Genomic DNA, 25097 nt, shown 5'->3' on the forward strand with positions numbered 1-25097 from the left:
ATCAGAGCCCTGCCGCCGTTTGTCTCACAACATTGATGCGGGCGGTGTTGGGCGGGTGGGTGCCCAAAAACTGGTTGCCCGGATCGGGGGTCCGTTCAAAGAAATTCACCCCAACCAGCGGGTCATAGCCTGAAAGATGCGTCAAAACTGTGCCAAGGCTGTCCGCCTCAAGCTCATGCTGCTTGGAGTACGACCGTGCCCCTACAGTGGCGCCCAGATCCATTGCCGCCTGAACCGAATTGGGATCGCCGCCAGCCGCAGCCACCAACAACGCGCCGGCCAGCGCCCCAAATCCGGCGTTGGCCTGTTGGCGTGCAATATGTCCACCAATGTGATGCGCCGCCTCATGTCCCATCACAAAGGCCAACTCATGTGCGTTGCGCGTCTCCGCAATCAAAGGGGCTGTGAAGATGATCAAAGGGCGCCCGCTTTTGTCCAACGTCTGATAGGCGTTTGCGACCTTGGTCTCTTTTTCATCTACCGAGATCAGGTAATCACAATTGGTCCCACTGGAGGTGCGCGCCTTGCATTCGCGCTCCACCACCGGCTCCATCCGCGCTCTGATTGGAGCAAGCCGCGCATTGGCCTGGTTGTACGTAATGCTCTTGGCTGCGGGCTGTGGAGCGGCCTGAGGCGCTGGCGCAGTGGTTGTTGACACACATCCCTGCAGCACAAGTCCCGCGATGAGACACATCCCTGTCGCCTTGCCTCGGTTCATGCTGATCATTTTGGCCTCCCAGAAGTCCACGCCGCATCCAATTTACGACGCCTATATGAATTTATGACCGACATGCCAAAGACTCCAGTGGGAAAAGCTTGCGCATGGTTTCACATTCGTTAGGCTGAGATCATGTTCAGCATAGAGCACGAATTTGACGCCACCGTTGTCACGCTGGTCGATGAAGGCACCGCCCCTTTGGGCGAAGATGTGGTTATCAACATGTTTGAAGACTGCGTCACCATCGAACAATATGACCCACGCACCGACAGCATGCAAAAAATCACCCTTTCCAACACACAGGTACAGGATCTGACCGCTGCGTTGGATTTGCCGGAAGGGGTCTACATGCTAAAGCGCGAGCCAACCTAGCGCGACACGCGACACGGCCGGATCAGTCAACCCGAAACACCTTGTCCCGCGCGGTTGCCCCCCGGACGAGGGACAGGCGCGATTTTGCTAGTCCGAGGCTTTGGGCCAAGAGCTTTTGCACAGCGGCGTTGGCTTTGCCGTTTTCCGGCACAACGGTCACATACACCCGCAGGACATCACCGTCCTGCACGACCTTGTTGCGCGACGCCTTGGGAGTCACCCGCACAGAAATCTCCGCGCCCGTGAGAACCTCTATGTTCAGCGCATTTGGCACCCACCCACTCCCTATGATCAGACTGCGATTTACATTCCACATTTGCGCCGCTTAGGGTAGCCCCGCAAAAGGATGCGCGTTGCAAGGGACGACAGATCATGGCCAACACACCGAAAACAGGCTTTTTTTTCGATGAAAAATGCTTCTGGCACTCAGGTGGCAACTATGCGCTGACCTTGCCCGTTGGGGATTTGGTCCAACCTTTGGCGGCTGGCGGATTACCCGAGAGCCCTGAAACCAAACGACGTCTCAAAAACCTGATGGATGTCACCGGACTGACGTCCGAGTTGGATCTGCGCAGCGCACCTGCGGCAACCGATGTGATGCTCAACCGCGTGCATCCGACTGACTTCCTAGCCAAATTCAAGGCGGTTTCTGATGCAGGTGGCGGCGAAATTGGCCTGCGCACCCCTTTCGGCAAAGGTGGTTATGAAATCGCGGCTCTGTCAGCCGGCCTTGCCGCCAACGCTGTGTGCGCAGTCGCGTCAGGTGATCTACAAAATGCATATGCGCTATCGCGCCCGCCAGGTCATCACTGTTTGCCGGATTGGCCCAACGGCTTTTGCCTGCTGGCCAATATCGCCATCGCCATTGAGGAGGCGCAGGCACAAGGGCTGGCCAAAAAGGTCGCGGTTCTGGATTGGGATGTGCATCATGGCAATGGCACCGAAGCGATTTACTATGACCATGACGACGTTCTGACAATTTCTCTGCACCAAGAGCACAACTACCCGCTGGACACCGGAGAAGTTGCCGATCGCGGCACTGGCGATGGCCTCGGACACAACATCAACATCCCTTTGCCCCCGGGTGCGGGCCACAACACCTATCTGCGTGCGATGGAGCGTATTGTGCTGCCGGCGCTTCACAGTTTTCAACCCGACATCATCATCGTGGCCTGCGGTTTTGACGCCGCCGCTTTTGACCCGCTTTCACGCATGCTTGCGACCGCAGATACCTTCCGTCAAATGACCAAACAGGTCATGACAGCCGCCGACGTGCTTTGCGACAGCAAGCTGGTACTGGTGCACGAGGGCGGCTATTCCGAAGCTTATGTTCCATTTTGTGGTCACGCTGTGATCGAGGAGCTTTCAGGCTCTGACATCGTCGCTCCAGACCCGATGGCTGCCGCGCTTACGGCGCGCCAGCCCAACGCCCGCGTCGAAGCATTTTTTGCCACGCTTATCGACGAGATGGCCGAAACTTTCGCCAGCCCGCCCGGTTGAAACCCACCCGCGCCACGCCAACATAGCAAACAACCTTCGAGGGAATAACAATGCCTCAACCCAACAAAGCCGCGCTGGATTTCCTGCGAACTCGCCGCTCCCGCCCGGCCAAAACCTTGATCAGCCCGGTGCCAACCCGCGCAGAGCTTGAGCCCTTGCTTGAGGCGGCATTGCGCGTGCCGGATCATGGCAAATTGGAACCTTGGCGGCTGATCGTACTTGAAAGCGCCGCCCTCACCCGCCTTGGAAAACTGGCCCAAGAACGTGGCACAGCCATGGGCCTTGATCCCGAAAAGATCACCAAAGGCCACAACCAATTTGCCAATGCGGAACTGGCAGTGGCGGTGATTGAAACCCCGGTGATCAGCGAAAAGGTCCCTGACATTGAGCAGTCCTACTCGGCGGGATGTGTTTGTTTGCAACTGGTTAACGCCGCTTTGGCCACAGGCTGGGGCGCCAATTGGCTGTCTGGCTGGGCCAGCCACGATCGCAGCTTCGTAGAAAACGGTCTGGATCTAGCCCCCCACGAAAGGGTTGCAGGCTTTATCCACATCGGCACCGAAAAAACCGCGCCTCCTGAGCGCCCTCGCCCCAATATGGAGACCAAAATCACATGGCAGTCGGCCTAGCAATTTCGTCGTTTGGAAAGACTTTGTCGCAAATCGGTGACCCGCGTTTTCGTCGGGTCCTTTTTAAGGGTGTCGGTCTGACCTTTGTGTTGTTGATCGCAACCTACACCGTATTCTTGATGTTCCTAAACTGGATTGGTGCCGGGCAAACGGTGCAAGAACTTGTGGGCAATATCTCATGGGTTGGGGATGTGTTTACCTTCGCGTCCATGCTGCTCATGATCTTCTTGTCGATTTTTCTGATGGTGCCTGTGGCTTCAGCCATCACATCGCTGTTTTTGGATGAGGTCGCCGACGCAGTAGAAGATCGCCACTATCCACATCTGCCCGATGTGCCCAGCGTGAGCTTTGGCGAAGGCGTCAAGGATTCCGTGAATTTCCTTGGTGTCTTGATCGCCGCAAACTTGCTTGCACTGATCGTCTACGCGATCTTCACGCCCTTTGCGCTGTTCATCTTCTGGGGCCTGAACGGCTTTTTGCTGGGTCGTGAGTATTTTCAACTGGTCGCGATGCGGCGCGTTGGTAGAGCTGAGGCGAAAAAACTGCGTAAAAAACATATGGGCACAATATGGCTGGCAGGTATCTTGATGGCGGTGCCCCTGTCCATTCCGCTGATAAACCTAGTGATCCCGATCTTAGGCGCGGCGACCTTTACCCATCTGTACCATCAACTGGAACCGTCTCCTCAAGCGGCGTCATCCGATTGAACCAATCAAGATCGCGCACAGAGATAACACCGGACCAGATGATCAAAGACACCAGAATCCAAATCACCGCTGCCACAGCAGAGGTGATCTTGGCTTTGGTTTTAAGATAATGGTGCTCAGGCGCCCCTGCATGCGTACCGGGCACCACTTCGCCCACGTCGCCTTGCGTCTGAAGCCGAATCGGAATCACGATCAAAAACGTCATGAACCAAATGACGGCGTATAAAACGAGGGCAGAAGTGATTGTCATAGCGCGCTCCTGAAAAATTCGCGCGGGCGAAATCACCCGCTGATCTTGTCTGTCTTGAGTCGTTTTTTTTAGACCTGCTCCAGCTCCACGAGACACCCATTGAAGTCTTTGGGATGCAGGAACAGAACAGGCTTTCCGTGTGCGCCAATCTTGGGCTCACCGCTGCCCAGAACGCGCGCGCCCGTTGCCTTTAGGTGGTCACGTGCCGCAAGAATATCGTCCACCTCGTAACAAACGTGATGGATGCCACCGGATGGATTCTTTTCAAGGAAGCCATTGATCGGGCTGTCTTCTCCCAGCGGATACAACAATTCGATTTTGGTGTTCGGCAACTCAATAAACACCACCGTCACACCGTGGTCCGGCTCGTCCTGTGGCGCTCCAACCTCGGCGCCCAAGGCATCGCGGTACTGCGCAGTCGCAGCCTCCAAGTCAGGCACGGCAATCGCCACGTGGTTTAGTCGTCCAATCATATCTCGTTCCTCCAAGGTCCATAGGATCCCGCTCGCCTGCCCTTATGAGAGCTCGGCCACATTGGCGCAAGAGACAGGGCGTCGCGGCAACGCTTAACCTTTCGTTAGGCATGTACCGCCTAGCCTATAGGCACGTTTTAGGTACCGAGTATTTTTTGCTTCGCCGAGGATCTTAATCATGAACGACCATATGCCTTTCTCTCCGCTGTCCACACCCTCCGCAGCTCGCCCACTTTTGGGGATGACGGTTCTTGTGGTCGAAGACAGCCGCTTCTCTTCTGACGCGCTGCGCTTGATGTGCGTGCGGTCAGGTGCACGCATTCGACGCGCCGATTGCTTGATGTCCGCACGACGCCACTTACAGGTTTACCTACCGACTGTGGCAATTGTGGATATGGGGCTGCCAGACGGCTCCGGCGCAGAGCTCATTGCCGAACTCAGCAACGCCGCGCCACGGGTCGAACTGATCCTAGCCACATCCGGTGACGATTTTGCAGAAGAAACTGCATTTGCGGCCGGAGCAGACGGGTTTATCGCCAAACCTTACGGAAGCCTCGCATCTTTCCAGCAGGCCATCCTGTCACGCTTGTCTGATGCCTACCGGCCAACCGTGGCCCGCATCGCGGATAACGAAGCCATCAAACCAGATCCGGTCGCCCTGCGCGATGATTTGTTGCACGCCGCTGATGCACTGCAAGACGACAAAGACAACGAACTGATTGATTATGTCGCTCAGTTTCTCGGTGGTTTGGCACGCAGCGCCGAAGACAAAGGCCTGCTGCATGCGGCACAGGCCGTCGAACGGGCGCGCAAAGCAGGTGAGACACCCAAGGCTGATGTCGCTCACTTGACCGGCTTAGTACAGGAACGTCTTGCGCAAACAGCCGCCGTCTAAAACGACATCACGGAAACACCATTTCTCACGTGGGCCTGCACACACAGGTCCACGCGAAATCTTTGTGCGTGAGGTCAATGCTGAGTTGGATCATTTGACACACGCACCAACTGCGTCAAATCGCTCAACCGTTCCCGCTGCTGCCCATTTGCGTCAAAATTGCCCGGCGACAGCCAGACATCAAAGGTGGATTTCAACGCGGGCCAGTCTTTGTCGATCACCGCAAACCAAGCCGTATCCCTATTGCGCCCCTTATAAACAAGCGCCTGACGGAACACCCCTTCAAAGCTGAACCCCAACCGCTGTGCCGCCCGACGCGACGGAGCGTTCAAGGCATCACATTTCCACTCATAGCGCCTGTAGCCCGCCTCAAACGCCCACTGCATCATGAGAAACATGGTTTCGGTTGCGGCAGGCGTGCCCTGCATCACAGGTGCGAAGTTTATGTTGCCGACTTCAAGGGAACCAGCGCCGGGAGCAATCCGCAGGTAAGATGCCACCCCGGTAAACGTGCGCTCTTTCTTGCAATAGATTGCATAAAACAAGTGGTCGGGATTTGACACGGTCTCACGCACCCAACGGTGGTACTGCGCGGCTGAGTGAAACGGGCCGTACGACATGTAGTCCCAGACCCAGTCATCTGCCTGATAGGCGCGGTATAAAAGGGCTGCATGTGCTTCCGCATTCAAAGGCTCAAGGCGCACGTAGCGGCCATCCAAAACATCACCTTCGGGTCGTGGCGGCGCACTCCAATTGGGGACAGCAAATCCCACCGGCCTTTGTTCTGTCATCTGGCAGTTCCTTCGTTTCCCGAAGTTCTGACACAGCCAATGATCCACGCCAAGGCGATTGTGTGTACTGACCTGCCGCCGCCTTCACGCCAACAAGCTTGGATTGTCGCCCAAGGTGACCCCAGGAAACACATCTTGCTCCAAGGCAGCTCGGCTCAGACCAAAGCTCTCCCGGATCGCCCAAGCTGCGTAGCGGCGCACATCATCAGTTGGCATCAGATCGCGCCGTTCATACAGATCGGCCTCCGCAAGCCCGGGCCACCGCCCTAAAACGCGGCCACCTTTCAATGCACCACCAGCCAAAATCATCGCACCACCCGTCCCATGATCCGTGCCGCGCGTGCCATTTTCAGCCACAGTGCGGCCAAACTCCGTCATGGCGACCACTGTTGTCGTGCCCCAAGCAGGTCCAAGCCGCGCCTTGAGGGTCAACAAACTGTCGCTCAGATGCTCAAGCGGCTTTCTAAGCTTTTTGGCTTGCTGTGCATGCGTGTCCCAGCCGCCAAGCGAGAAACACGCAACCCGCGCATCATCGCGCAGCTGATCCGCCGCAAACTCAGCCACCCGCACATGGGCCTTTGCCGCCCCAGCGCCCTTTGGTCTCATCTGAGCGTCCATCATGTCATTTAGTTCAGACATCATGTTTTGATTGTCTGTCTCAACAATGCCGCCCGCCTCTGACCCGTCCACCATCGACATGGCGCGCATCATCGCATGGCTCATTTCCGGATCGCGCTCCATCGTCAGTTGCATCAGGCGCGCGCCTTGACTGGACAACACAAAATTCACATCGGGTGACCAAGTCTGGACCGGCATTTCCCCCCGACTCAACAACATTGGATCCGCACCGATGGCATAGGCCGTCTGCATTTCAGTGTTAGGCATATGTCGCAGCATCCGGTTCAACCAACCGTCCCGCACCCCGCCACTTTCCAAATCCGACGTACCTGCCTCCAGCAAATCCTGCCCGTCGAAATGACTGCGCTTTCTGCGATAAGGCGTGGAGACAGCCTGCACAAACTCCAGTTCTCCAGCCTGCCACAAAGGCCACAGTGGCGCACAGGCGGGATTCAGCATCGCCCCACCTGCCGTCTCCATTCCAGAGGGTTGAGAAGCCGCAAGCGTCGGACGCAAGCGCAACAGTTCCGCGCCAACGGGGCGCAACAAGTCCAACCCATCAAGCCCACCCCGCAAAATAATCACGACCAAACGGTTGTCGCCACCTGTGGCCGCAAAACTCACCGGCGTCAGAACCGGGCTCGCGGCCAGTGAACACCCCATCGCAAGGCTTTGGCCAAGAAAGCTGCGTCGATCCATTCTACGCTTCGCCATGTCGCTCCCCTTCACACACGCTGAAACGCAGGTGACATCAACACAAGTGCAATGCCTTCACGTCTGTTTTCAGCGGCTTTGGCGGCAAACCGCACGGATGCTGGCGCCTCCTCACCCAACGTCGTTATCACAAAGTCTCTTGGGTCGGGCAAATCCGGGACAACGGCGGCAGGTGCGCCCAGCGCCCACTGCAATCGCGCGCCCAACCCTTGCGGCGAGAGCCAATGTGTATCCGCCTCTTCAAAGCCATCCGGCCCAAGCGGCGCGCGCCATGGCTGCCCCATTTTTCTCAAAGGCGCCGTGAAGTAGCGGTGCAACTGCTTCTCTGTGACCTGCATCAGTCGGTCTGGCGGCACCGTCAGCGCGCGCAACGCTGAACTGACAAACATTTCCGGCTGTTTAAAATTCCCAACGCCGTCTCCGTGGGTGTGCCAAGCCGCTGGGTGGCGCAACAACGCCTCAGTCACAGCGCCAAGATCACCTTCTGTCTCCAGAAACCGTCTTTCCAATACATCAACCAATGCGATGTCTGGTGTGTCAGACACAAAGTGAACAGCGATTTTACGGGCAATGTGCCGGGCTGTGTCGGGATGACGCGCCAAGTCACGCAAGACCTCGTGAATATCTGACATTTGCGACCGGCGCGTCTGATACTCTTTCCCAAGAATGGTTTCAGAGCCGGGCTCTGAACGTTTGGTGCGATACCGCGTCTCGATTCCGATCCCTGCGGTCAACCCGGTCAACAACTCCGCCAACTGCCGCACGTCTTGTTGCGTGTAGGCGCCATCAACCCCCAACGTATGTAGCTCTAAGACCTCGCGCGCCAAATTTTCATTCAACCCGCGCACGCCCTTGCCGCGCTGCTTTGCAAATGTACTGTTGGGCCCGACTGAGTACACTTGATCCAGATAATGCAGCATTTGCGGTGACAGAACGGCCGAAATCAGCATGTCTTCAAATTTACCCATCACATGCGGACGGATTGCAGAATTTACATAGGCGGGCGCTGTAAATCGGTAGAATAGCGTTTTGCCTGGCGCCGGGAAATGGTCCGCCCAAAACGCGGTCAACCGTTCACGGAACGCATCTTTGGTCCAAACGCGACGTGCCAGCTCCGCACCAGTCCAAGCCACCGCGTCCAAACGCGCCTGTTGTCGGCCCTGCATGTAGTGTTCTTTCGCGGTGTCTTTTGCATCGGTGCCACCTTTGGCTTTGGCAAAGACCTTCCTTTTCTGCGCCAGGTCTTTCGCTTTGAGGCTGACAAGCTCAGCACTCAGCACAGGAAAACGTTCCGCGGCCAAGTCCGGCCCTCGTAGCAACGCCATCATCTGATCCACACTTTGTGGCCCCGCCACCTCCGGTGACCGCCCGTACCCAAATCGTGTCTGCGCTAACCCCGGATCGAACGTCATTCGGATGATCCCCGATGTTTTGTCAATTCCCAGAACAGCGACTGCTGACCTGTCTTTGCACGATTTTATCGATGTTCTTGCCCGCCTCCTATCACATTTCGATGAAACTCAGGCGGCAAGCACCTTTTTGCTCACATCTGAGCTGCCGATGCACAGCCCGCATAGAAAACGGGCCACTCCCTCCCAGAAGCGGCCCGTTCATATCACACGTGCACAGAGTATTCGCTCATACTCAGTCTTGGGGGATCACCCGCAAGCCGAGTTCCATCAGCTGGTCGCTGGACGGATCGTTTGGTGCGTTCATCATCAGATCTTCGGCGCGTTGGTTCATTGGGAACATCATCACTTCGCGGATGTTCTGTTGATCTGCCAACAGCATCACAATGCGATCCACACCGGCAGCACAGCCACCGTGTGGCGGGGCCCCGTAAGAGAACGCTTTGTAAAGCGCACCAAAGCGCTCCTTCACTTCGTCTTCGCCATACCCCGCGATGTCAAAAGCCTTGAGCATGATCTCTGGCTGGTGGTTCCGGATCGCGCCAGACACCAGCTCATAGCCGTTACACGCAAGATCGTACTGGTAACCCAGCACATCAAGCGGGTTGCCGTTCAGCGCCTCCAAACCGCCCTGTGGCATGGAGAACGGGTTGTGTTCAAAGTCGATCTTGCCGCTTTCCTCATCTGCCTCATAGATCGGGAAGTCCACGATCCACGCGAAGGCAAACCGATCCTTATCGATCAAACCCAACTCTTCGCCGATCACGTCACGCGCGCGGCCCGCAATCTTTTCAAACGCCTTGGGCTTACCGCCCAAGAAGAACGCCGCATCACCAACGCCCAGACCCAACTGCTGACGGATGGCTTCCGTGCGCTCTGGGCCGATGTTCTTGGCCAGCGGACCTGCGGCTTCCATGCCACCTTCCACTTCGCCGGATTTCAGCTTGGCTTGCGCCTCTTTCACCGGAATACCCAGCTCTTGAGCCACGCTGTCGGCGGTTTTGTCGCGCCAGAAGATGTATCCCATGCCCGGCAGGCCTTCACCTTGAGCAAATTTGTTCATCCGGTCACAGAACTTACGTCCGCCACCTGTTGGCGCAGGAATGGCACGCACTTCTGTGCCTTCGTTTTCAAGCAGGCTGGCAAAGATCGCAAAGCCAGAGCCTTTGAAGTGCTCGCTGACAATCTGCATCTCAATCGGGTTGCGCAGATCCGGCTTGTCAGAGCCGTATTTCAGGGCAGCATCGCGATAGGAAATCTGCGGCCACTCATTTGGTGCGTCCACTTTACGGCCACCACCGAACTCTTCAAACACACCGGCCAGAACAGGCGCAATGGTGTCAAAAACGTCCTGCTGCTCCACAAACGACATCTCCAAATCAAGCTGGTAGAAGTCGGTTGGGCTGCGATCCGCACGTGGATCTTCATCTCGGAAACATGGTGCGATCTGGAAATATTTATCAAAGCCTGCCACCATCATCAGCTGTTTGAACTGCTGTGGTGCCTGTGGCAGCGCATAAAACTTACCGGGGTGAATGCGCGACGGCACAAGGAAGTCACGCGCGCCTTCAGGCGAGGACGCCGTGATGATCGGCGTCTGATACTCGCGGAAACCTTTGTCCCACATGCGTTTGCGCATCGAGGTAACAACATCGCTGCGCATCGTCATGTTTTTCTGCATCTGCTCACGACGCAGATCAAGAAAGCGGTACTTCAGCCGGGTTTCTTCAGGGTATTCCTGATCGCCAAACACCAACAACGGCAACTCGTCCGCAGCGCCCAGCACCTCAAGGTCACGCACAAACACTTCAACTTCGCCGGTTGGGATTTTGTCGTTCACCAGATCGGCATCACGCGCTTTGACGTTGCCATCAATGCGGATACACCACTCGCTGCGCACCTTCTCCATATCGGCAAACACCGGGCTATCGGGATCGCACAACACCTGCGTGATGCCATAGTGGTCGCGCAAGTCAACAAACAGAATGCCGCCATGATCACGGATGCGATGCACCCAACCAGACAGGCGAACAGTATCGCCCACGTTTGATTTGTTCAGATCGGCGCAAGTGTGGCTGCGATAGGCGTGCATGTGCGGGCCTTCTTTCAGGGTGAATAACTACAGTCGCGCCGATACACCTTTTTGAGGGGATAAAGTCAAGGGAACAGCACCGGTTTGCACGCAAAAAGCAGCCCCCTCTCGCCTGACCACAAGGCGGGTTGCGCCTGCCCGCCCCCGCCACAGATGCATTTGCAAGGTTTCCCCACGAACTGCGCAGCGGAAAGCCTGCAATCAAAACGCCCCTCCAAACAGGCGCAGCCCTTCCGTGACCACGCAAGTCACACCCTTCAAATCAAAGACCTTCCCGCCCCTAGATATTCCGCAGCAATCTCGCCCCGCAGCGAATTGCCCACCGCGATATGCTGCGCATCGCGTAAATCTTGTAAGGTCACAACCTGTTCTCGCACCAGCCCCTGCTCCAACAAACGCTGACGTAGAACACCTGGCAAACACCCAGAACTCAGCGGCGGTGTCACACGCCCGCCACGGTGCAAGGTCACAAAAACACTTGTGATGGTGCCCTCGCAGACCTCATCACGTTCGTTCAAGAACAACAGCTCATCCACATCTTCCGGCAGGCAAGCGCGCGCCCGGTCATAAATCTCTCTCTGTGTGGTCTTGTGTTGCAGACGCCAATCATCAGACCGCAACCGCTCTTGCGCAATGGCCAGCCTCCAAGGCCCCGTGATAAGGCCAAGCGGTACGGCGGCAAAATCGACATCTCCAACGGCGCCCACCGTCACGCGGCACCGTTGAGCGTTAGGCGCGCTAAAACGTTCAAGCCGCCGCTCAAGTCCTCTGCGATCCAAGACAAAATCCAAAGCGCTTGCCGATCTCTCAAGCCGGCTCAAATGCCGATTCAAATCGCGAAAACCACTCTCAGGGTCGTACCGAAACGTTTCTATCAGACGGGTTCCGGCTGGAACTGCGTCGCAAACCGCGCTTTCCATAGAGCTTCCTCATATTCGCTGGGTGCGGTGCTGTCCCAAACGACCCCACCGCCGACGTTCAATGTCGCCTGCCCTGATTCCGCAATCAACGTTCGGATCGCCACGCTGAACTCAGAGCGCCCGTCCGGCGCAGCCCAGCCAATCGCGCCACAATACAACTCGCGCGGCCACGGCTCCAGATCTCGCAGGATCTGCATGGCCCGCAGCTTTGGCGCCCCGGTGATAGACCCACATGGAAACAGCGCTTTCAAAACATCTGCCAACTGCACATCGTCCTGCAGCTCCGCTGCGACAGTAGACGTCATCTGATGTACGGTGGTATAAGTCTCAATCTCAAAAAGTTTCGGCACATGTACACTGCCTGGCTTGGACACACGGCTGATGTCGTTGCGCAAGAGATCGACGATCATCAGGTTCTCAGCGCGGTTTTTCTCATCCGCTGCCAACCACGCCCGCCGCCGCAAATCTTCTTGGACATCGCTGCTGCGCGGTTGTGTACCTTTCATAGGGCGCGTTTCAATCCGCCCTGCCGCATCTGTCCGAAAAAACAACTCCGGCGAACGCGATAGGATATCTGGCAGCCCATCTTGGCGCACAAAAGCTCCGTGACCCACAGGTTGACGCCCTACCAATGCAGCGTAAAGCGCTTCCGCATCACCTGACATCTTGGCATCCATCGGAAACGTCAGGTTGGCTTGATAGATATCACCAGCGCCAATGTAATCATGCACCCGATCAAATGCGCTTCGGTAAGTTGCAGCACTCCAGCGCGGCGCAAAGGCACCCAGATCATAGCTGCCTGCCACCGGAAAATGTGGCGCCACTTCGGGGGCTCGAAACACGCCAAAATTCAGCAAAGGCAATCGGCGCGTTTTGGGCAGCATTCGTTGCAGACGTGGCTCCAGCACATAGCCAAGCTCATAGCTTGCATACCCTGCCAGCCAAAACCCCGCTTCCTGCACTTGACGCAGCACTTCAAACCCCTGCGCCACATCCTGTGGCTCAGCGATTGAAATCACATGCTCTGGGTCTGAAAACAGCGTCGCGCTGCCGTCAGGCCCATGATCAAACCGAATCTGCACGCGCGCCCCCTAGTCAGCGTAACTTGTGAGTCCCCGTCATATACGGGGCATTTTGTCGAAATACATCGGGCAAAAGCGGCATATCATGACATTTTCCCGATCCCTCTCCGATCCCCCTTGCGCCTTTCTTTGCGATGCGTATAACCCACGACAATTTGCGCATTCGGCGATTGCTGCCCAACAGTCTGCTGTCGCCCACCAGCCCGAGGTCCACCATGCCCAAAAGAACTGATATCTCCTCGATCATGATCATCGGGGCCGGCCCCATTGTGATTGGTCAAGCCTGTGAATTTGACTATTCCGGCGCCCAAGCCTGCAAGGCACTGCGAGAAGAGGGATATCGAGTCATTCTGGTAAACTCCAATCCAGCGACAATCATGACCGATCCAAACATGGCCGACGCGACTTATATCGAGCCTATCACGCCAGAGATCGTTGCCAAAATCATCGAGAAAGAACGCCCAGACGCGCTGCTGCCCACCATGGGCGGCCAAACCGGCCTGAACACCGCCCTTGCGGTTGAGGAAATGGGTGTGCTCGAGAAATTCGGTGTTGAGATGATTGGCGCGGATCGTGACGCCATTGAAATGGCCGAGGATCGCAAACTGTTCCGCGAAGCCATGGACCGGCTTGGCATTGAAAATCCCCGCGCCTCCATCGTGACCGCACCCAAGCGCGAAGACGGCTCCGCGGATCTGGACGAAGGCATTCGGCTTGCGCTGGAGGAACTCGATGACATCGGCTTGCCTGCCATCATCCGCCCGGCCTTTACCATGGGTGGCACCGGCGGCGGCGTGGCTTACAACCGCGAAGACTACATCCACTACTGCCGCACTGGCATGGACGCGTCTCCGGTGAACCAGATCCTTGTGGATGAAAGCCTGCTGGGCTGGAAAGAATTTGAGATGGAAGTGGTGCGCGACAAAGCGGACAACGCCATCATCGTCTGCGCCATCGAGAACGTCGACCCGATGGGCGTGCACACCGGGGACTCCATCACCGTGGCCCCAGCGCTTACGCTGACCGACAAAGAATATCAGGTCATGCGCAACCACTCGATCGCCGTCCTACGCGAAATCGGTGTGGAAACCGGCGGCTCCAACGTGCAATGGGCAGTGAACCCAGCGGACGGCCGTATGGTGGTCATCGAGATGAACCCGCGCGTGTCACGCTCCTCTGCGCTGGCCTCCAAAGCCACCGGCTTCCCGATTGCTAAGATTGCTGCGAAACTGGCAGTGGGCTTCACATTGGATGAGCTGGACAACGACATCACCAAGGTAACGCCTGCGTCATTTGAGCCGACCATCGACTATGTTGTCACCAAGATCCCAAAATTTGCCTTCGAAAAATTTCCCGGCTCTGAACCCAACCTGACCACCGCGATGAAATCCGTGGGCGAAGCTATGTCGATTGGTCGCACGATCCATGAGTCCATGCAAAAAGCGCTGGCCTCTATGGAAAGCGGTTTGACCGGATTTGATGAGATCGAAATCGAAGGCGCACCAGACAAAGCCGCGGTCATCAAAGCCATCAGCCTGCAAACCCCGGATCGTCTGCGCACCATTGCTCAGGCCATGCGTCACGGGCTGACCAACGATGAAATCCACAACGTCACAATGTTTGACCCATGGTTTTTGGATCGCATCCGCGAAATCATCGACGCCGAAGAAGACGTGCGTGCCAACGGCCTGCCTGTGACTGAAAAAGAACTGCGCCAGCTCAAAATGCTTGGCTTCACTGACGCCCGTCTGGCAACCCTGACGGGCCGAGACGAGGACAACGTGCGCCGCGCTCGTCAGAATTTGGGCGTCACCGCCGTTTTCAAACGCATCGACACCTGCGCCGCTGAGTTTGAAGCGCAAACGCCCTATATGTATTCCACCTATGAAACCCCAATGATGGGTGAAGTGGAATGTGAGGCGCGTCCGTCGGATCGCAAAAAAGTTGTGATCCTTGGCGGTGGCCCGAACCGCATCGGCCAAGGGATCGAATTTGACTACTGCTGCTGTCACGCCTGCTACGCGCTGACCGAGCAGGGGTATGAAACCATCATGATCAACTGCAACCCAGAGACCGTGTCGACAGACTATGACACCTCTGACCGTTTGTATTTTGAGCCTCTCACCTTTGAGCACGTGATGGAAATCCTGCGGGTAGAGCAGGAGAACGGCACACTGCACGGCGTTATCGTTCAATTTGGCGGCCAAACCCCGCTGAAACTGGCGAATTCTCTGGAAGCAGAAGGCATCCCAATCCTGGGCACCACACCGGACGCCATCGATCTCGCCGAAGACCGCGAGCGGTTCCAAGCGCTGGTGAATGATCTGAAACTCAAGCAGCCCAACAACGGCATCGCCTCTACCGACGCCGAAGCGCTCGAGATTGCCAAAGACATCGGCTTCCCGCTGGTGATCCGCCCATCCTATGTGCTGGGCGGCCGCGCCATGGAAATCGTGCGCGACATGGGCCAGCTTGAACGCTACATCGCTGAGGCCGTGGTTGTGTCCGGTGACAGCCCGGTTCTGCTCGACAGTTACCTGTCCGGCGCAGTGGAGCTTGACGTGGATGCCCTCTGTGATGGCACCGACGTGCACATCTCCGGCATCATGCAACACATCGAGGAAGCTGGCGTGCACTCAGGTGACAGCGCCTGTTCTCTGCCACCCTACTCGCTGGACGACACCACGATCGAGGAAATCAAACGCCAAACCCACGCACTGGCCATTGCGCTAAACGTGGTCGGCTTGATGAACGTGCAGTTTGCGGTGAAAGACGGTGAAATCTACCTCATCGAGGTCAACCCGCGTGCCTCGCGCACCGTGCCATTTGTCGCCAAGTCCACCGACAGCGCCATTGCCTCCATCGCGGCACGCATCATGGCGGGCGAAAAACTCGCAGATTTCCCCAAGCGGGCACCGTACGTCGAACTGGACAGCACCAAAGATCAGCCCATCGCTGATCAGATGACGCTGGCGGATCCCAACATGCCATGGTTTTCCGTCAAAGAAGCTGTTCTGCCTTTCGCACGCTTCCCTGGTGTGGACACCATCCTGGGCCCAGAAATGCGCTCCACCGGTGAGGTCATGGGATGGGACCGCTCCTTTGCCCGCGCGTTCTTGAAAGCCCAAATGGGCGCAGGGATGGTGCTGCCAACCGAAGGCCGTGCATTCATCTCAGTCAAAGACGCAGATAAAACAACCAATATGGCGGACGCTGCGAAAATTCTTGTCGAGCAAGGGTTCTCCGTGGTCGCAACCTCTGGCACGGCCGCGTGGCTGTCCGAAAACGGCGTGACCTGTGAAAAGGTCAACAAAGTCTATGAAGGCCGCCCCAACGTGGTCGACATGCTGAAAGACGGCGGCATCTCTTTGGTGATGAACACCACCGAAGGCGCCCAAGCCGTCAACGACAGCCGCGAAATCCGCTCTGTTGCGCTCTATGACCGCATTCCCTACTTCACAACGGCGGCTGCGTCCCACGCGGCAGCCCGTGCCATGAAGGCACGCGAAGAAGGCGACCTGGAAGTGCGCAGCCTACAAGGCTAATGGGTTCATATTTCAACAAAAGAGGCCGTCCTTTTGGGCGGCCTTTTTCGTCTGTGCATTGGTAGGAGCGGCTGTCTACCTAAGCGGAAGAAACGTCCTCAGGTAGCGCGTCACGATCCGCCTCGGCCGTTTTCAATCGGTGCCCAACCTGAATAATAGCGTCCAACGCGGGCAACAACTCCGCCCCAAGCCGGGTCAGTTCATATTCGGTTGATGGCGGTGATGTACGGCGCACATGGCGCACCAAAACGCCTTTGCCCTCCAACTCTCTCAACCGTGCTGAAAGAACCTTTGCCGAAACCGGTGGAATATCGACGCGCAACTCGTTGAACCGCCGCGGCCCAGCCCTCAGGCTCCAGATAACATTTGGCGCCCACGCGCCCGAAATCACCGCCATACACTCTGTGAGCATGCACCGCTCCGGCGGTTTTGGGCTTCTGTTTTTACGTTGTTTAAGTGCCATCTTATGTAACCAAGTTTCTCTGTGGTAACCTCATTTTCAAGGTAACCAATGGTAATCTAATTGCAAGGGGATAGTTCCGATGCCATCTCACCTCTGCTTATCATCAACAGAGAAAGACGAAGAGATGAAACTGTACTACAAACCCGGAGCTTGCTCCCTAGCCTCACACATTGCATTGCAAGAAATCGGAGCGGTCTTTGACATTGAAAGCGTAGACACGGACGCAGGCCGCACGCACAGTGGCGCCGACTACTCCAAGGTCAATCCAAAGGGCTACGTCCCAGCTCTGCAGCTGGCAGATGGAGAGGTTCTCACAGAAGGCCCAGCCATCCTTCAGTTCTTGGCGGATACAAATCCAACTGCGGGTCTTTCCCCCGAAGTCGGCTCCCTTCTTCGGGCGCGCATGCAGGAACAACTCACCTTTGTGTCCTCCGAACTTCACAAAGCGTTTTCCCCGCTGTTCAGCAGCGACATCACCGAAGAAGGCAAGTCAAACGCCCGCGCAGCCGTAGCGCGCAAATTCGACGTTCTGGAACAGCACTTTTCAGACGGTCGGCAAATGTTGGTGGGAGATCAGTTTACCGTCGCTGACGCTTATCTGTTTGTGGTCGCAAACTGGGCAAACTTTACCGGCATCAATTTGGCCGATTGGCCTCAGTTGGCCGCGTTTGTTGCACGCATCTCAGAGAAACCAACGGTGCAACGCGCTCTGCGCGCCGAAGGTTTGCTGCAATGACACCGGCGGAACATGGCAACATCACACACGTGATGCAATCTTACTTTGACGGGCTTTATCACGCGGACAGCACGCTTCTACGCAAAGTCTTTCACCCCAAACTGGCCTACGTCTGCGCCACCGAAGGCGACGCGCTGTATCTGGATCTCGACACTTACATGTCGCGTATAGATCAGCGCGAAGCCCCCGCGAAACGCAACGAACACAGACGGGACCGCATTCTCGAAGTGTCGATCAAAAGCCCCCGCCTGGCCCATGTCTCCGCACGCATGACGATGATGGACCGGGACTATTTGGATGTGCTGACACTCGTGCCTTATGGCGGCGAATGGCGCGTTATCAGCAAAGTCTTCAGCTATGTCGAGAAGGACGCTTAGCGCATGCCATATGTGAACATCAAAGTGACCCGCGAGGGCGGCCCTGATGGCACCGGCCCAAGCAACGAGGAAAAGCGCCGTTTGATTGCGGGGGTCTCCGATCTCTTGTTGGAGGTGCTTGGCAAGGACCCCGACAAAACCTTTGTGGTGATTGATGAGGTCTCGTTGGATGATTGGGGCATCGGAGGCTTGCCGGTCACCGAATACCGTAAGCTATAAGACCGCAAACGCCCGGCCCAAAAGGTCGGGCGTTTGCGCTTCTAAGACAGCGCTCACCAAAGCCTTGACGCCAGCTGTACCACCCCCTAAACCCCGCCCCTTTCTGACCGTGCGGAGACAGGACAATGGGTACGAAGAACCACGCTTTGGGCATCGATTTTGGCACCTCCAACTCCGCCGCAGGGTTTGCCGTGGATGGCAAGCCGGAGCTGATCACCTTTGCCCCCGGTGAGACCACTCTGCCAACCACGTTTTTCTTTGATTTTGACACCCGTCAAACCCTGTTGGGCAGCCCAGCCAACCTTGCTCTACTGGACGGTGTGGAAGGCCGCTTCATGCGCGCCCTCAAACGGGTGCTCGGCACCACGCTTATGCATGAACCCCGCCAAATCCTGAATCAGCGCGTGACCTTTGTCGACATCATCGCCCGCTTCCTACGCCACATCAAACAGCAGGCTGAATCCCAAACCGGCCGTACTTTTGACCGGGCGCTGTCTGGCCGCCCCGTGGTGTTTCACGGCAATGGTGACCCACGTGAGCAACAGGCGGAGAATGATCTGCGCACATGTTATCATGCGGCAGGTTTCACCGAAGTCGCCTTTATGGCGGAACCCGAAGCCGCCGCCATCGCAAATGGCGCGCTCAATGCCAATGGCCAGCTTGGGCTGATCGTCGACATCGGCGGCGGCACCTCTGACTTCACGCTCTTTCGCAGCCATGAGACCGGCATCACCACGCTCGCCAACCACGGCGTGCGCATCGGTGGCACTGACTTTGACCGCGCCATCAGCATCGACCGGGTCATGCCGCTTCTGGGCCGCGGCACAGAGCTGCGCAACCAATTTGGCACCGGCACCCACACTGCGCCAAACGCGATATTCAACGATCTCGCCACGTGGGAGAAAATCCCTTTCCTGTATACGGCGCAAACCCGCCGCGCCGTTGACGACATGCTGCGCCAGGCCAACAACCCCACCGAAATCGCCCGCCTCCAATCCACCCTGCGTGATGAACTTGGCCACGACATCGCCTTCGCCGTGGAGGCCGGCAAAGTCGCTGCCAGCACCCGCGCCAACAACCCGCTGATCACCCTTGCCCCGGTAGAGCCCGGCCTCACTGCCGCCCTGCCCGCCGAGATGCTGCCCACCATCCTGTCAGACCACGCCACCCGCCTGCACAGCGCGATGCAAGGCATCCTGACAGAGACCAACACTGAGGCCTCCGATATTGCACAGGTGATCTATGTCGGCGGCTCCAGCCTGTTGTCGGTGGTGCAAGACACCGCCAAAAGCCTCTTCCCACAAGCGGACCACAAAGTCGCCGAGGTCTTCACCGCAGTGGCTGACGGTCTGGCACTGGCCGCAGAGTCACACGTTTAAACAACCCCACCGGCGTCCCTTGACCTAAGGGGACCCACCCGCGCAAGCTTGCTCAAAAACATAACAAAATGAGAGCAGCCCAATGATGCGCACGATCCTGATCCTCGCCGCCCTAGTGACCCTCACCAGCCTCGCCGCCTGTGGAGGCGTGCCTCTGGTGCCTATCATCTGAGGGAGTAAGCGCCGCCGGCCTTTCCAAAAACGAGAAGCACGAAATGCGACCCGTCCCTACGGTCTGGACAAATGTCAGTTTCGCGCAGATGGCGGAGATTGCAAAGTCACGCGGACGACCCAAAGCGGGCCTACACAATCGGAAGTTTTGGGCGGAAATCGCAGCCTGTCTTCAGCTGCTAGGGTAGCTTGTCAATTTGAAGTAAACCAGCATCTGCACCAAAGGGAATGCTGCGACGAATGAGTTACTCCCCAAGAGTTCAGCAGGATCTGACGAAGCTTAAGCTACGCTTTGCACCTGCTGATCTGGGCTTGCTGTTTCATGTCGCTGTCATCAGAATCCAGCGCCGCAAGGCGCGGATTTGTCCGAATGTACGATTGATCGCCTCTGCGGTCCGCAATGGATTGTACGCGCCGGACCGTCAGGGCCTCAGCTCGTGAGCTGAGACCCGTACTCGTCAGAAATCGCCCCAGACTTGCGCCGGAACTTGCGCTCCAACAGCAGCCACGGCTTTGGGGGAAGAATGCGGCACAGCGACATCTTCTTCCGTCCAATCGTTTGCATCAGTCGCGTCGTGCATCACTTCTGTCGAAACAGGTTTGTGTCGTGCCCCTTCCTTAAGTTGGAAACGACTGACCAGAGAGTACAATTGCGAAGCTTGATTGCTCAACTCTTGACCTGCAGCCGTGGACTCTTCCACCATCGACGCGTTCTGTTGCGTAACCTGGTCTAGCTGACTGACACCGGAGTTGATCTCGTTCAGACTGGTTGACTGTTCCGTGGAGCTTTCGACAATGCCAGTCACAAGCTGAGAGACATGGGTCACACGTTCAACAATTGTCTGAAGCGCATCCCCGGCCTTGCCGACCAGATCGACACCACGTTCAACTTGTTGCGAGCTGTCACTGATCAGTGTTTTGATCTCCATCGCTGCTTCAGAAGATCGCTGAGCCAAGGCCCGCACTTCTGATGCCACAACGGCAAAACCACGTCCGGAGTCGCCCGCACGGGCGGCCTCCACGCCAGCGTTTAGTGCAAGAAGGTTGGTTTGGAACGCGATGTCGTCGATCACGCCGACAATCTGGCTAATCTGCGACGAGCTCTGCTCAATCTCAGCCATAGCGGCCACGGCGTTTTCTACGATCTCGCGGTTTTCCACCGCATCGGATCGCGTCTGCTCCATGGTCGTGCCAACATTGCGCGCGCTGTCCGCCGCCGACTTCACTGACGTGGTCAGCTCGTTCATCGCGCCTGCAGTCTCTTCCAAGGTGGCCGCCTGCGCTTCCGTGCGGCGAGACAGATCCAATGAGGCTTGGCTGATCTCAGATGACCCGCCGCGGATATTTTCTGTCGAGTCCACGACTTGGAGAATGGCATCCCCAAGGTTTTGAACAGATTTGTTAAAGTCGACGCGCAGATTTTCATATTGTGGCGGAAAATTCTGCTCAATATGGGCTGTCAAATCGCGTTCCGAAAGACGGGTCAGCTGTTGGCTAAGTACTTCGACAACCTCCGCCTGCTCTTCGGCGTCTTTCTTGCGTTCATTTTCTGCCACCTGGCCGTTGCGGAGCGTATGCGTCAATTCCCGCATATGGCCGCCGACAATCCCGAATTCATCCTTTCGCGCATTCAGGTTGCCGCGATCTTCATAGTCACCATCGGCGATGCCAGAAATCGTTGCGGTCATCTCACGCAATGGGCGACCGAGCACCCGCTGGAACAGCCACAGTGCAACCGCCATCATAGTGGCGAAGACCACCGTAACCGCCATGAGGAACTTCGTGCTTTCCCAATAAGCTGCGTTCAGAGCATCGTCCGCGTTCCAAGCCATCGCGACCGCGCCAATCACTGGCCCGTCCGGAGCAGAGCGCACAGGCCGGGCTATCCACAACCCGCCCTCTGCCATTTTGACATCTTCTGCTTCAAGAGAAGCGCTTACGAGGCCCTGAAGGTCGTCTCGTACGCCCATCGTGTCATCCGCGGAGGCCAGCATAGTGCCAGCGGCATCCACAATAATCATATCAGAGCCGCTTGGCCCGGCGGAGCTCATGGACGTAAGGACAGCTTCCTCGATTTTGGGCGTTGCCTTGAATCGAATAGGCTTTACCAGCGCTTGCGCTTGGTTTTCGACTGTTTTCGCGGCTTGATCTACCACGCTTTGTTGAGCCAATTTCTGGATCAAAGACAGAGATTGAACTGTCAGCGTGGCGGTTACGACGATCGTGGTCAAAGCCACAATCGCCGCGCAGCGTACAAAAACAGATTTCAATCCAATGCGCTGTTTATCCTTACGTTCCATAGGACATCTCCATTGGTTTGATTACATCAGGCTCTCAGCATCGATCCCGATTGTGATCGCGCCGATTGGAGATTGCGTGGCCGGATCAGCGATTGTGACCGAGATTTGAACTTGGTAGGTCTGGCTGGACTCATCGAATTCGACCTCGCTGAAATGCGTGGCACCTGCGCCCATTGGGTAGGTTTTCTGGAATTTGTCTTCGTCACCCTGCCAGTAGTCAGAGGTCGCGCCCGAGGCCGCGACATTCAGACCGAGAGCGTCCATCACAAAAACCTCAGTAATCTGGCCGTTGCTTTCGGCCACACGCTCACGCAAGAAATCCGCAGCAGAGTTTATCAGAACCCCGTCGATCAGGTCAGATGCACTGCCCACTTCGGATCGCCATTGTGTATCGAGTGACTCGATCATGGTGGCGTCGAAAGATCCGGTGTCTTGGTTCTGGTTGGTGATCGCTGAAATCAGAACTTCGCTTTGCAGCCATGCCGAGGCAGTTTCATCAACAAAAGTCTGCATGGCAGAATCGAGATCAGAGGCGAAGCCCATGTGTGGAACGACGGCCAAGGCGAGGGCCGAAACAATTGTGCGGGTCATTGGGAAACTCCAAAAGTAATAGTGACGAGTGGTGAGTGCGCGCAGTTGACGCTGGGCTAGGCTGTCTTCAAATACTTAATTTTTCATCATGTTGAGGCCGACGTGCCTCCCATCGCTGCGGCCCTGAATTTTTGAGAAATGCAATGTCCACAAGTTTGTTACGCACCAATAAATGACAGTGTTGTCGGGTCTAAAGAGGTCGACCGCTACGCTTCGGATTTGAAGTTATATTCATAATTTACAATGGTATATGAAGGTTTTCGCGAACTGGATGCAGGATGCATTGGCCGTTCTGGCAACACAAACGAACGTTTCGAAAAAGAGGATCGATTGCATCGTTTATCCTATCCCAAAAACCCGCTTTTCAGCGCATGGTTCCTCGCACTTCAGCAGCGCCCCGACCGGGATTGAATGACCCCAGCGTGCATGCATAAATTCCCTTAACGCGCTGAGGTTGTGTGTCGGCGGGGAAGAGCTGTGATGAAAGAGCAGCGAGCACAGGACTGATTCGTCAGAATTGATTTATGCCACGCTTAATCTTCGCCTCAGAACACCGTTGGGATGGTGGTCGGAAAAACACTCCGGGGACATCTTATTGATCTGCCGTTGGCGTCCTTGGCAGCCAATGTCCGGTTTCCACCAGCCCGCCGGTTGCTCACGTTTGCTCTGGGCTGGGAGTCGCCCTTGCCCACCTGGGGTCACACGTAATCTCACTGCAGATGTGCTGCGGCCGCGCCGCCGCAATGCAGCTCTGAGCTCAGAGACACCGATGCTGCAGAACGCGCGAACGTCGGCAGTGCGCAGATAACGCACTTTGCAAAGTCCTGTGTGCGAAGCCGACTATGAGCCGCAACCGGCCCCAAAGCCGACGGTGCCCAAACCTTATAGATGCCGCGATGCAGCCCGCCTAGCGCTACATGCAGGGCTTTGCATCGAGCGCTTGTGTAATATACTTCTTGCGTTTCAGGTTACGCTTTTAACGCGAGCCAAAACCTCAGCAGCCAATTTAGCCCGACCTTCACCGTTGTTCAGGTATTGCAGATATCGGATAGTCCGCAGGTCAAAAGGTACATCGTCATGCGACTGAGTTATCAAAATGACTTGCTTACCGAGCGTGTGAGCGATGCCAGCCTCATAGAAGACGTTGGGGTTTTTAGTCGAAAGGTCGCAAACAATAACTGCTGAGGTGCAAATCAACTCAATAATATCTGTCATAATATGAGCATTTTCCCACATGTCGTCTGCTCGTTGGCACTCGTATCCATCTGCCTCAAGCACTCCCCTCAAGTCTTGGTACACAGATGTAAATGGTCCTGTAAATGGCATCATAAACGACACAAGAATTGGGTTTTTGGGTTTTTCACTTATCTCAAAAACAGACGGTTTGGGCTGTTGTTCGGTTTGGCGAGACAACAACACCTGGAACAGATCAACATCCTTGATGGCCCAATGATTAGTGCCTAATTCCCAGTCATCCAGGTGAAATTCCTTCGAAAGCGCATCAATATCCGCGTTTGTCAGTTTTGGGAGGTCGGGGTCCACAGTATAGGTCAAATCATAATCGGTCCCATTTTTAACGACGCGAGAAAGGTTCACAATCCGAATTCTTTCATCGCCACGCCCTTCCTCCATAACAATAGTTGGAAGCGACAACACAGCGTCGATATCCAATACACCGTCAGGCTGAAATTTGGCTTGAATCGCGCCGTCTGTGTATTGAAGAACCCGCCCAGCGTCTATTGAACCTTTACGATCATGGTCGACACGACCAGACACAATCAAATTGAACATCTAAAACCTCAGTAAATCTTGATACTTTGGCAAACTAACAACCTTTCCGGCTCAACCCAATGTAGAATTCAATTACCCTCGAAAGGCAGGCAAAGTGTACCTCTAGTTCATGGTCTGGGTGAAGCGACAATTGGGGCAATCTGACATCAGAAGCGTGTGATTGTATGTTCTCACACACCTTGCAGCTAGCACAAAAAAAGTGGTTGGCAAAAAGACCGAAGGTCTGCTTTGTTAATCTGTCCACTAACCCATCGCGACCGCAGCGAAAGTCCGCAATCCGCCCACCTGTGGGTTTGGACTGGAACCAGCAACGGTGCGGATCACGTCTGCTTTGGGCTGAGGCAGTCATCGCACC

Annotated in this window: 25 protein-coding genes; 11 read left to right on the top strand and 14 right to left on the bottom strand. The window is 56.2% G+C overall.

The window, feature by feature from the left end:
• Nucleotide 1: 1 nt before the first annotated feature.
• The gene (locus tag ABWV47_RS04255) at nt 2-727 is read right to left on the bottom strand and encodes a M48 family metallopeptidase (protein ID WP_353308659.1); all 726 of its coding nucleotides are present in this window, start codon (nt 725-727) and stop codon (nt 2-4) included.
• 123 nt (nt 728-850) lie between these two features.
• Between ABWV47_RS04255 and ABWV47_RS04260 the strand changes: the two genes are divergently transcribed.
• Nucleotides 851-1090 (top strand): DUF8831 family protein, encoded by a 240-nt coding sequence (locus ABWV47_RS04260; RefSeq protein WP_353308660.1) that lies wholly within the window; start codon nt 851-853, stop codon nt 1088-1090.
• A 22-nt stretch (nt 1091-1112) separates the two neighbouring features.
• Here the strand turns inward: ABWV47_RS04260 and ABWV47_RS04265 are convergent, their stop codons facing one another.
• Nucleotides 1113-1406 (bottom strand): DUF167 domain-containing protein, encoded by a 294-nt coding sequence (locus ABWV47_RS04265; protein WP_353308662.1) that lies wholly within the window; start codon nt 1404-1406, stop codon nt 1113-1115.
• Between the two features lie 56 nt (nt 1407-1462).
• Here ABWV47_RS04265 and ABWV47_RS04270 point away from each other — a divergent pair, with 56 nt between their 5' ends.
• Genes ABWV47_RS04270 through ABWV47_RS04280 form a run of 3 tightly spaced genes read left to right on the top strand, consistent with a single transcriptional unit; the run spans nt 1463 to nt 3926 of the window.
• Nucleotides 1463-2590 carry a histone deacetylase-like amidohydrolase gene (locus ABWV47_RS04270; protein ID WP_353308664.1) on the top strand — a complete coding sequence of 376 codons (1128 nt, stop codon included), beginning with the start codon at nt 1463-1465 and terminating at the stop codon, nt 2588-2590.
• A 50-nt stretch (nt 2591-2640) separates the two neighbouring features.
• Nucleotides 2641-3219, top strand: a complete 579-nt coding sequence (locus tag ABWV47_RS04275; RefSeq protein WP_353308665.1) for a nitroreductase family protein — start codon at nt 2641-2643, stop codon at nt 3217-3219.
• A complete protein-coding gene (locus ABWV47_RS04280; protein ID WP_353308666.1) occupies nt 3204-3926 on the top strand; it encodes an EI24 domain-containing protein in 723 nt (240 codons plus the stop codon). Before ABWV47_RS04275 ends, ABWV47_RS04280 begins: the two co-directional genes overlap by 16 nt.
• Here ABWV47_RS04280 and ABWV47_RS04285 read toward each other — a convergent pair.
• On the bottom strand, nt 3871-4176 hold the full coding sequence (locus ABWV47_RS04285) for a DUF1467 family protein (protein ID WP_353308668.1): 306 nt from the start codon (nt 4174-4176) through the stop codon (nt 3871-3873). The genes ABWV47_RS04280 and ABWV47_RS04285 overlap by 56 nt on opposite strands.
• A 68-nt stretch (nt 4177-4244) precedes the next feature.
• Complete coding sequence (gene mce / locus ABWV47_RS04290; RefSeq protein WP_353308670.1) at nt 4245-4649, bottom strand: methylmalonyl-CoA epimerase; 405 nt, start codon at nt 4647-4649, stop codon at nt 4245-4247.
• 178 nt (nt 4650-4827) lie between these two features.
• Here mce and ABWV47_RS04295 point away from each other — a divergent pair, with 178 nt between their 5' ends.
• A complete protein-coding gene (locus ABWV47_RS04295; protein WP_353308672.1) occupies nt 4828-5544 on the top strand; it encodes a response regulator in 717 nt (238 codons plus the stop codon).
• A 74-nt stretch (nt 5545-5618) separates the two neighbouring features.
• Here ABWV47_RS04295 and ABWV47_RS04300 read toward each other — a convergent pair whose 3' ends face one another.
• The 6 genes from ABWV47_RS04300 to ABWV47_RS04325 form a co-directional block, all read right to left on the bottom strand.
• Nucleotides 5619-6335, bottom strand: coding sequence for a GNAT family N-acetyltransferase (locus ABWV47_RS04300; protein WP_353308674.1), 717 nt, complete (start codon nt 6333-6335; stop codon nt 5619-5621).
• A gap of 84 nt (nt 6336-6419) precedes the next feature.
• The gene (locus ABWV47_RS04305) at nt 6420-7667 is read right to left on the bottom strand and encodes a DUF1501 domain-containing protein (RefSeq protein WP_353308675.1); all 1248 of its coding nucleotides are present in this window, start codon (nt 7665-7667) and stop codon (nt 6420-6422) included.
• Nucleotides 7668-7678: 11 nt separating this feature from the next.
• On the bottom strand, nt 7679-9079 hold the full coding sequence (locus tag ABWV47_RS04310; protein WP_353308676.1) for a DUF1800 domain-containing protein: 1401 nt from the start codon (nt 9077-9079) through the stop codon (nt 7679-7681).
• A gap of 232 nt (nt 9080-9311) precedes the next feature.
• The gene (gene aspS / locus ABWV47_RS04315; RefSeq protein WP_353308677.1) at nt 9312-11168 is read right to left on the bottom strand and encodes an aspartate--tRNA ligase; all 1857 of its coding nucleotides are present in this window, start codon (nt 11166-11168) and stop codon (nt 9312-9314) included.
• Between the two features lie 257 nt (nt 11169-11425).
• The gene (locus ABWV47_RS04320) at nt 11426-12088 is read right to left on the bottom strand and encodes an aminotransferase class IV family protein (RefSeq protein WP_353308678.1); all 663 of its coding nucleotides are present in this window, start codon (nt 12086-12088) and stop codon (nt 11426-11428) included.
• Nucleotides 12043-13170, bottom strand: a complete 1128-nt coding sequence (locus ABWV47_RS04325; protein ID WP_353308680.1) for an aminodeoxychorismate synthase component I — start codon at nt 13168-13170, stop codon at nt 12043-12045. The genes ABWV47_RS04320 and ABWV47_RS04325 overlap by 46 nt, the downstream gene beginning before the upstream one ends.
• A gap of 215 nt (nt 13171-13385) precedes the next feature.
• Between ABWV47_RS04325 and carB the strand changes: the two genes are divergently transcribed.
• On the top strand, nt 13386-16715 hold the full coding sequence (gene carB / locus ABWV47_RS04330; RefSeq protein WP_353308681.1) for a carbamoyl-phosphate synthase large subunit: 3330 nt from the start codon (nt 13386-13388) through the stop codon (nt 16713-16715).
• 79 nt (nt 16716-16794) lie between these two features.
• On the opposite strand, the gene ABWV47_RS04335 is transcribed toward carB, so the two are convergent.
• The gene (locus ABWV47_RS04335) at nt 16795-17127 is read right to left on the bottom strand and encodes a winged helix-turn-helix transcriptional regulator (protein ID WP_353308682.1); all 333 of its coding nucleotides are present in this window, start codon (nt 17125-17127) and stop codon (nt 16795-16797) included.
• A gap of 130 nt (nt 17128-17257) precedes the next feature.
• Between ABWV47_RS04335 and gstA the strand changes: the two genes are divergently transcribed.
• The 5 genes from gstA to ABWV47_RS04360 all read left to right on the top strand — a co-directional run bounded on the left by gstA (nt 17258) and on the right by ABWV47_RS04360 (nt 20501).
• Complete coding sequence (gstA, locus tag ABWV47_RS04340) at nt 17258-17914, top strand: glutathione transferase GstA (RefSeq protein ID WP_353308684.1); 657 nt, start codon at nt 17258-17260, stop codon at nt 17912-17914.
• Complete coding sequence (locus tag ABWV47_RS04345; RefSeq protein WP_353308685.1) at nt 17911-18291, top strand: nuclear transport factor 2 family protein; 381 nt, start codon at nt 17911-17913, stop codon at nt 18289-18291. The genes gstA and ABWV47_RS04345 overlap by 4 nt, the downstream gene beginning before the upstream one ends.
• A 3-nt stretch (nt 18292-18294) precedes the next feature.
• Nucleotides 18295-18510 carry a tautomerase family protein gene (locus ABWV47_RS04350; protein ID WP_353308687.1) on the top strand — a complete coding sequence of 72 codons (216 nt, stop codon included), beginning with the start codon at nt 18295-18297 and terminating at the stop codon, nt 18508-18510.
• 125 nt (nt 18511-18635) lie between these two features.
• Nucleotides 18636-19889, top strand: coding sequence for an Hsp70 family protein (locus tag ABWV47_RS04355; protein WP_353308689.1), 1254 nt, complete (start codon nt 18636-18638; stop codon nt 19887-19889).
• Nucleotides 19890-20300: 411 nt separating this feature from the next.
• Nucleotides 20301-20501: a hypothetical protein gene (locus ABWV47_RS04360; protein ID WP_353308691.1), complete on the top strand. Its 201-nt coding sequence runs from the start codon at nt 20301-20303 to the stop codon at nt 20499-20501.
• 17 nt (nt 20502-20518) lie between these two features.
• On the opposite strand, the gene ABWV47_RS04365 is transcribed toward ABWV47_RS04360, so the two are convergent.
• The 3 genes from ABWV47_RS04365 to ABWV47_RS04375 all read right to left on the bottom strand — a co-directional run bounded on the left by ABWV47_RS04365 (nt 20519) and on the right by ABWV47_RS04375 (nt 24742).
• Entirely contained in the window at nt 20519-22360 is a 1842-nt protein-coding gene (locus ABWV47_RS04365) for a methyl-accepting chemotaxis protein (protein ID WP_353308692.1), read from the bottom strand.
• Between the two features lie 21 nt (nt 22361-22381).
• Nucleotides 22382-22951 carry a PDC sensor domain-containing protein gene (locus ABWV47_RS04370; RefSeq protein WP_353308693.1) on the bottom strand — a complete coding sequence of 190 codons (570 nt, stop codon included), beginning with the start codon at nt 22949-22951 and terminating at the stop codon, nt 22382-22384.
• 963 nt (nt 22952-23914) lie between these two features.
• Complete coding sequence (locus ABWV47_RS04375; protein WP_353308695.1) at nt 23915-24742, bottom strand: hypothetical protein; 828 nt, start codon at nt 24740-24742, stop codon at nt 23915-23917.
• Between the last annotated feature and the right edge of the window lie 355 nt (nt 24743-25097).

Source organism: Shimia sp. NS0008-38b (assembly GCF_040370365.1).
Classification (GTDB): domain Bacteria; phylum Pseudomonadota; class Alphaproteobacteria; order Rhodobacterales; family Rhodobacteraceae; genus Shimia.

What these genes read in the sequence shown, in the direction of transcription:
- ABWV47_RS04270 (WP_353308664.1), top strand. Translation starts at nt 1,463, where the DNA reads ATGGCCAACACACCGAAAACAGGCTTTTTTTTCGATGAAAAATGCTTC.
- ABWV47_RS04335 (WP_353308682.1), bottom strand. Translation starts at nt 17,127, where the DNA reads ATGCTCACAGAGTGTATGGCGGTGATTTCGGGCGCGTGGGCGCCAAAT.
- ABWV47_RS04350 (WP_353308687.1), top strand. Translation starts at nt 18,295, where the DNA reads ATGCCATATGTGAACATCAAAGTGACCCGCGAGGGCGGCCCTGATGGC.
- mce (WP_353308670.1), bottom strand. Translation starts at nt 4,649, where the DNA reads ATGATTGGACGACTAAACCACGTGGCGATTGCCGTGCCTGACTTGGAG.
- ABWV47_RS04275 (WP_353308665.1), top strand. Translation starts at nt 2,641, where the DNA reads ATGCCTCAACCCAACAAAGCCGCGCTGGATTTCCTGCGAACTCGCCGC.
- ABWV47_RS04295 (WP_353308672.1), top strand. Translation starts at nt 4,828, where the DNA reads ATGAACGACCATATGCCTTTCTCTCCGCTGTCCACACCCTCCGCAGCT.
- ABWV47_RS04345 (WP_353308685.1), top strand. Translation starts at nt 17,911, where the DNA reads ATGACACCGGCGGAACATGGCAACATCACACACGTGATGCAATCTTAC.
- ABWV47_RS04260 (WP_353308660.1), top strand. Translation starts at nt 851, where the DNA reads ATGTTCAGCATAGAGCACGAATTTGACGCCACCGTTGTCACGCTGGTC.
- ABWV47_RS04375 (WP_353308695.1), bottom strand. Translation starts at nt 24,742, where the DNA reads ATGTTCAATTTGATTGTGTCTGGTCGTGTCGACCATGATCGTAAAGGT.
- ABWV47_RS04255 (WP_353308659.1), bottom strand. Translation starts at nt 727, where the DNA reads ATGATCAGCATGAACCGAGGCAAGGCGACAGGGATGTGTCTCATCGCG.
- ABWV47_RS04310 (WP_353308676.1), bottom strand. Translation starts at nt 9,079, where the DNA reads ATGACGTTCGATCCGGGGTTAGCGCAGACACGATTTGGGTACGGGCGG.
- aspS (WP_353308677.1), bottom strand. Translation starts at nt 11,168, where the DNA reads ATGCACGCCTATCGCAGCCACACTTGCGCCGATCTGAACAAATCAAAC.
- gstA (WP_353308684.1), top strand. Translation starts at nt 17,258, where the DNA reads ATGCCATCTCACCTCTGCTTATCATCAACAGAGAAAGACGAAGAGATG.
- ABWV47_RS04370 (WP_353308693.1), bottom strand. Translation starts at nt 22,951, where the DNA reads ATGACCCGCACAATTGTTTCGGCCCTCGCCTTGGCCGTCGTTCCACAC.
- ABWV47_RS04305 (WP_353308675.1), bottom strand. Translation starts at nt 7,667, where the DNA reads ATGGCGAAGCGTAGAATGGATCGACGCAGCTTTCTTGGCCAAAGCCTT.
- carB (WP_353308681.1), top strand. Translation starts at nt 13,386, where the DNA reads ATGCCCAAAAGAACTGATATCTCCTCGATCATGATCATCGGGGCCGGC.
- ABWV47_RS04280 (WP_353308666.1), top strand. Translation starts at nt 3,204, where the DNA reads ATGGCAGTCGGCCTAGCAATTTCGTCGTTTGGAAAGACTTTGTCGCAA.
- ABWV47_RS04285 (WP_353308668.1), bottom strand. Translation starts at nt 4,176, where the DNA reads ATGACAATCACTTCTGCCCTCGTTTTATACGCCGTCATTTGGTTCATG.
- ABWV47_RS04360 (WP_353308691.1), top strand. Translation starts at nt 20,301, where the DNA reads ATGAGTTACTCCCCAAGAGTTCAGCAGGATCTGACGAAGCTTAAGCTA.
- ABWV47_RS04355 (WP_353308689.1), top strand. Translation starts at nt 18,636, where the DNA reads ATGGGTACGAAGAACCACGCTTTGGGCATCGATTTTGGCACCTCCAAC.
- ABWV47_RS04320 (WP_353308678.1), bottom strand. Translation starts at nt 12,088, where the DNA reads ATGGAAAGCGCGGTTTGCGACGCAGTTCCAGCCGGAACCCGTCTGATA.
- ABWV47_RS04265 (WP_353308662.1), bottom strand. Translation starts at nt 1,406, where the DNA reads ATGTGGAATGTAAATCGCAGTCTGATCATAGGGAGTGGGTGGGTGCCA.
- ABWV47_RS04365 (WP_353308692.1), bottom strand. Translation starts at nt 22,360, where the DNA reads ATGGAACGTAAGGATAAACAGCGCATTGGATTGAAATCTGTTTTTGTA.
- ABWV47_RS04300 (WP_353308674.1), bottom strand. Translation starts at nt 6,335, where the DNA reads ATGACAGAACAAAGGCCGGTGGGATTTGCTGTCCCCAATTGGAGTGCG.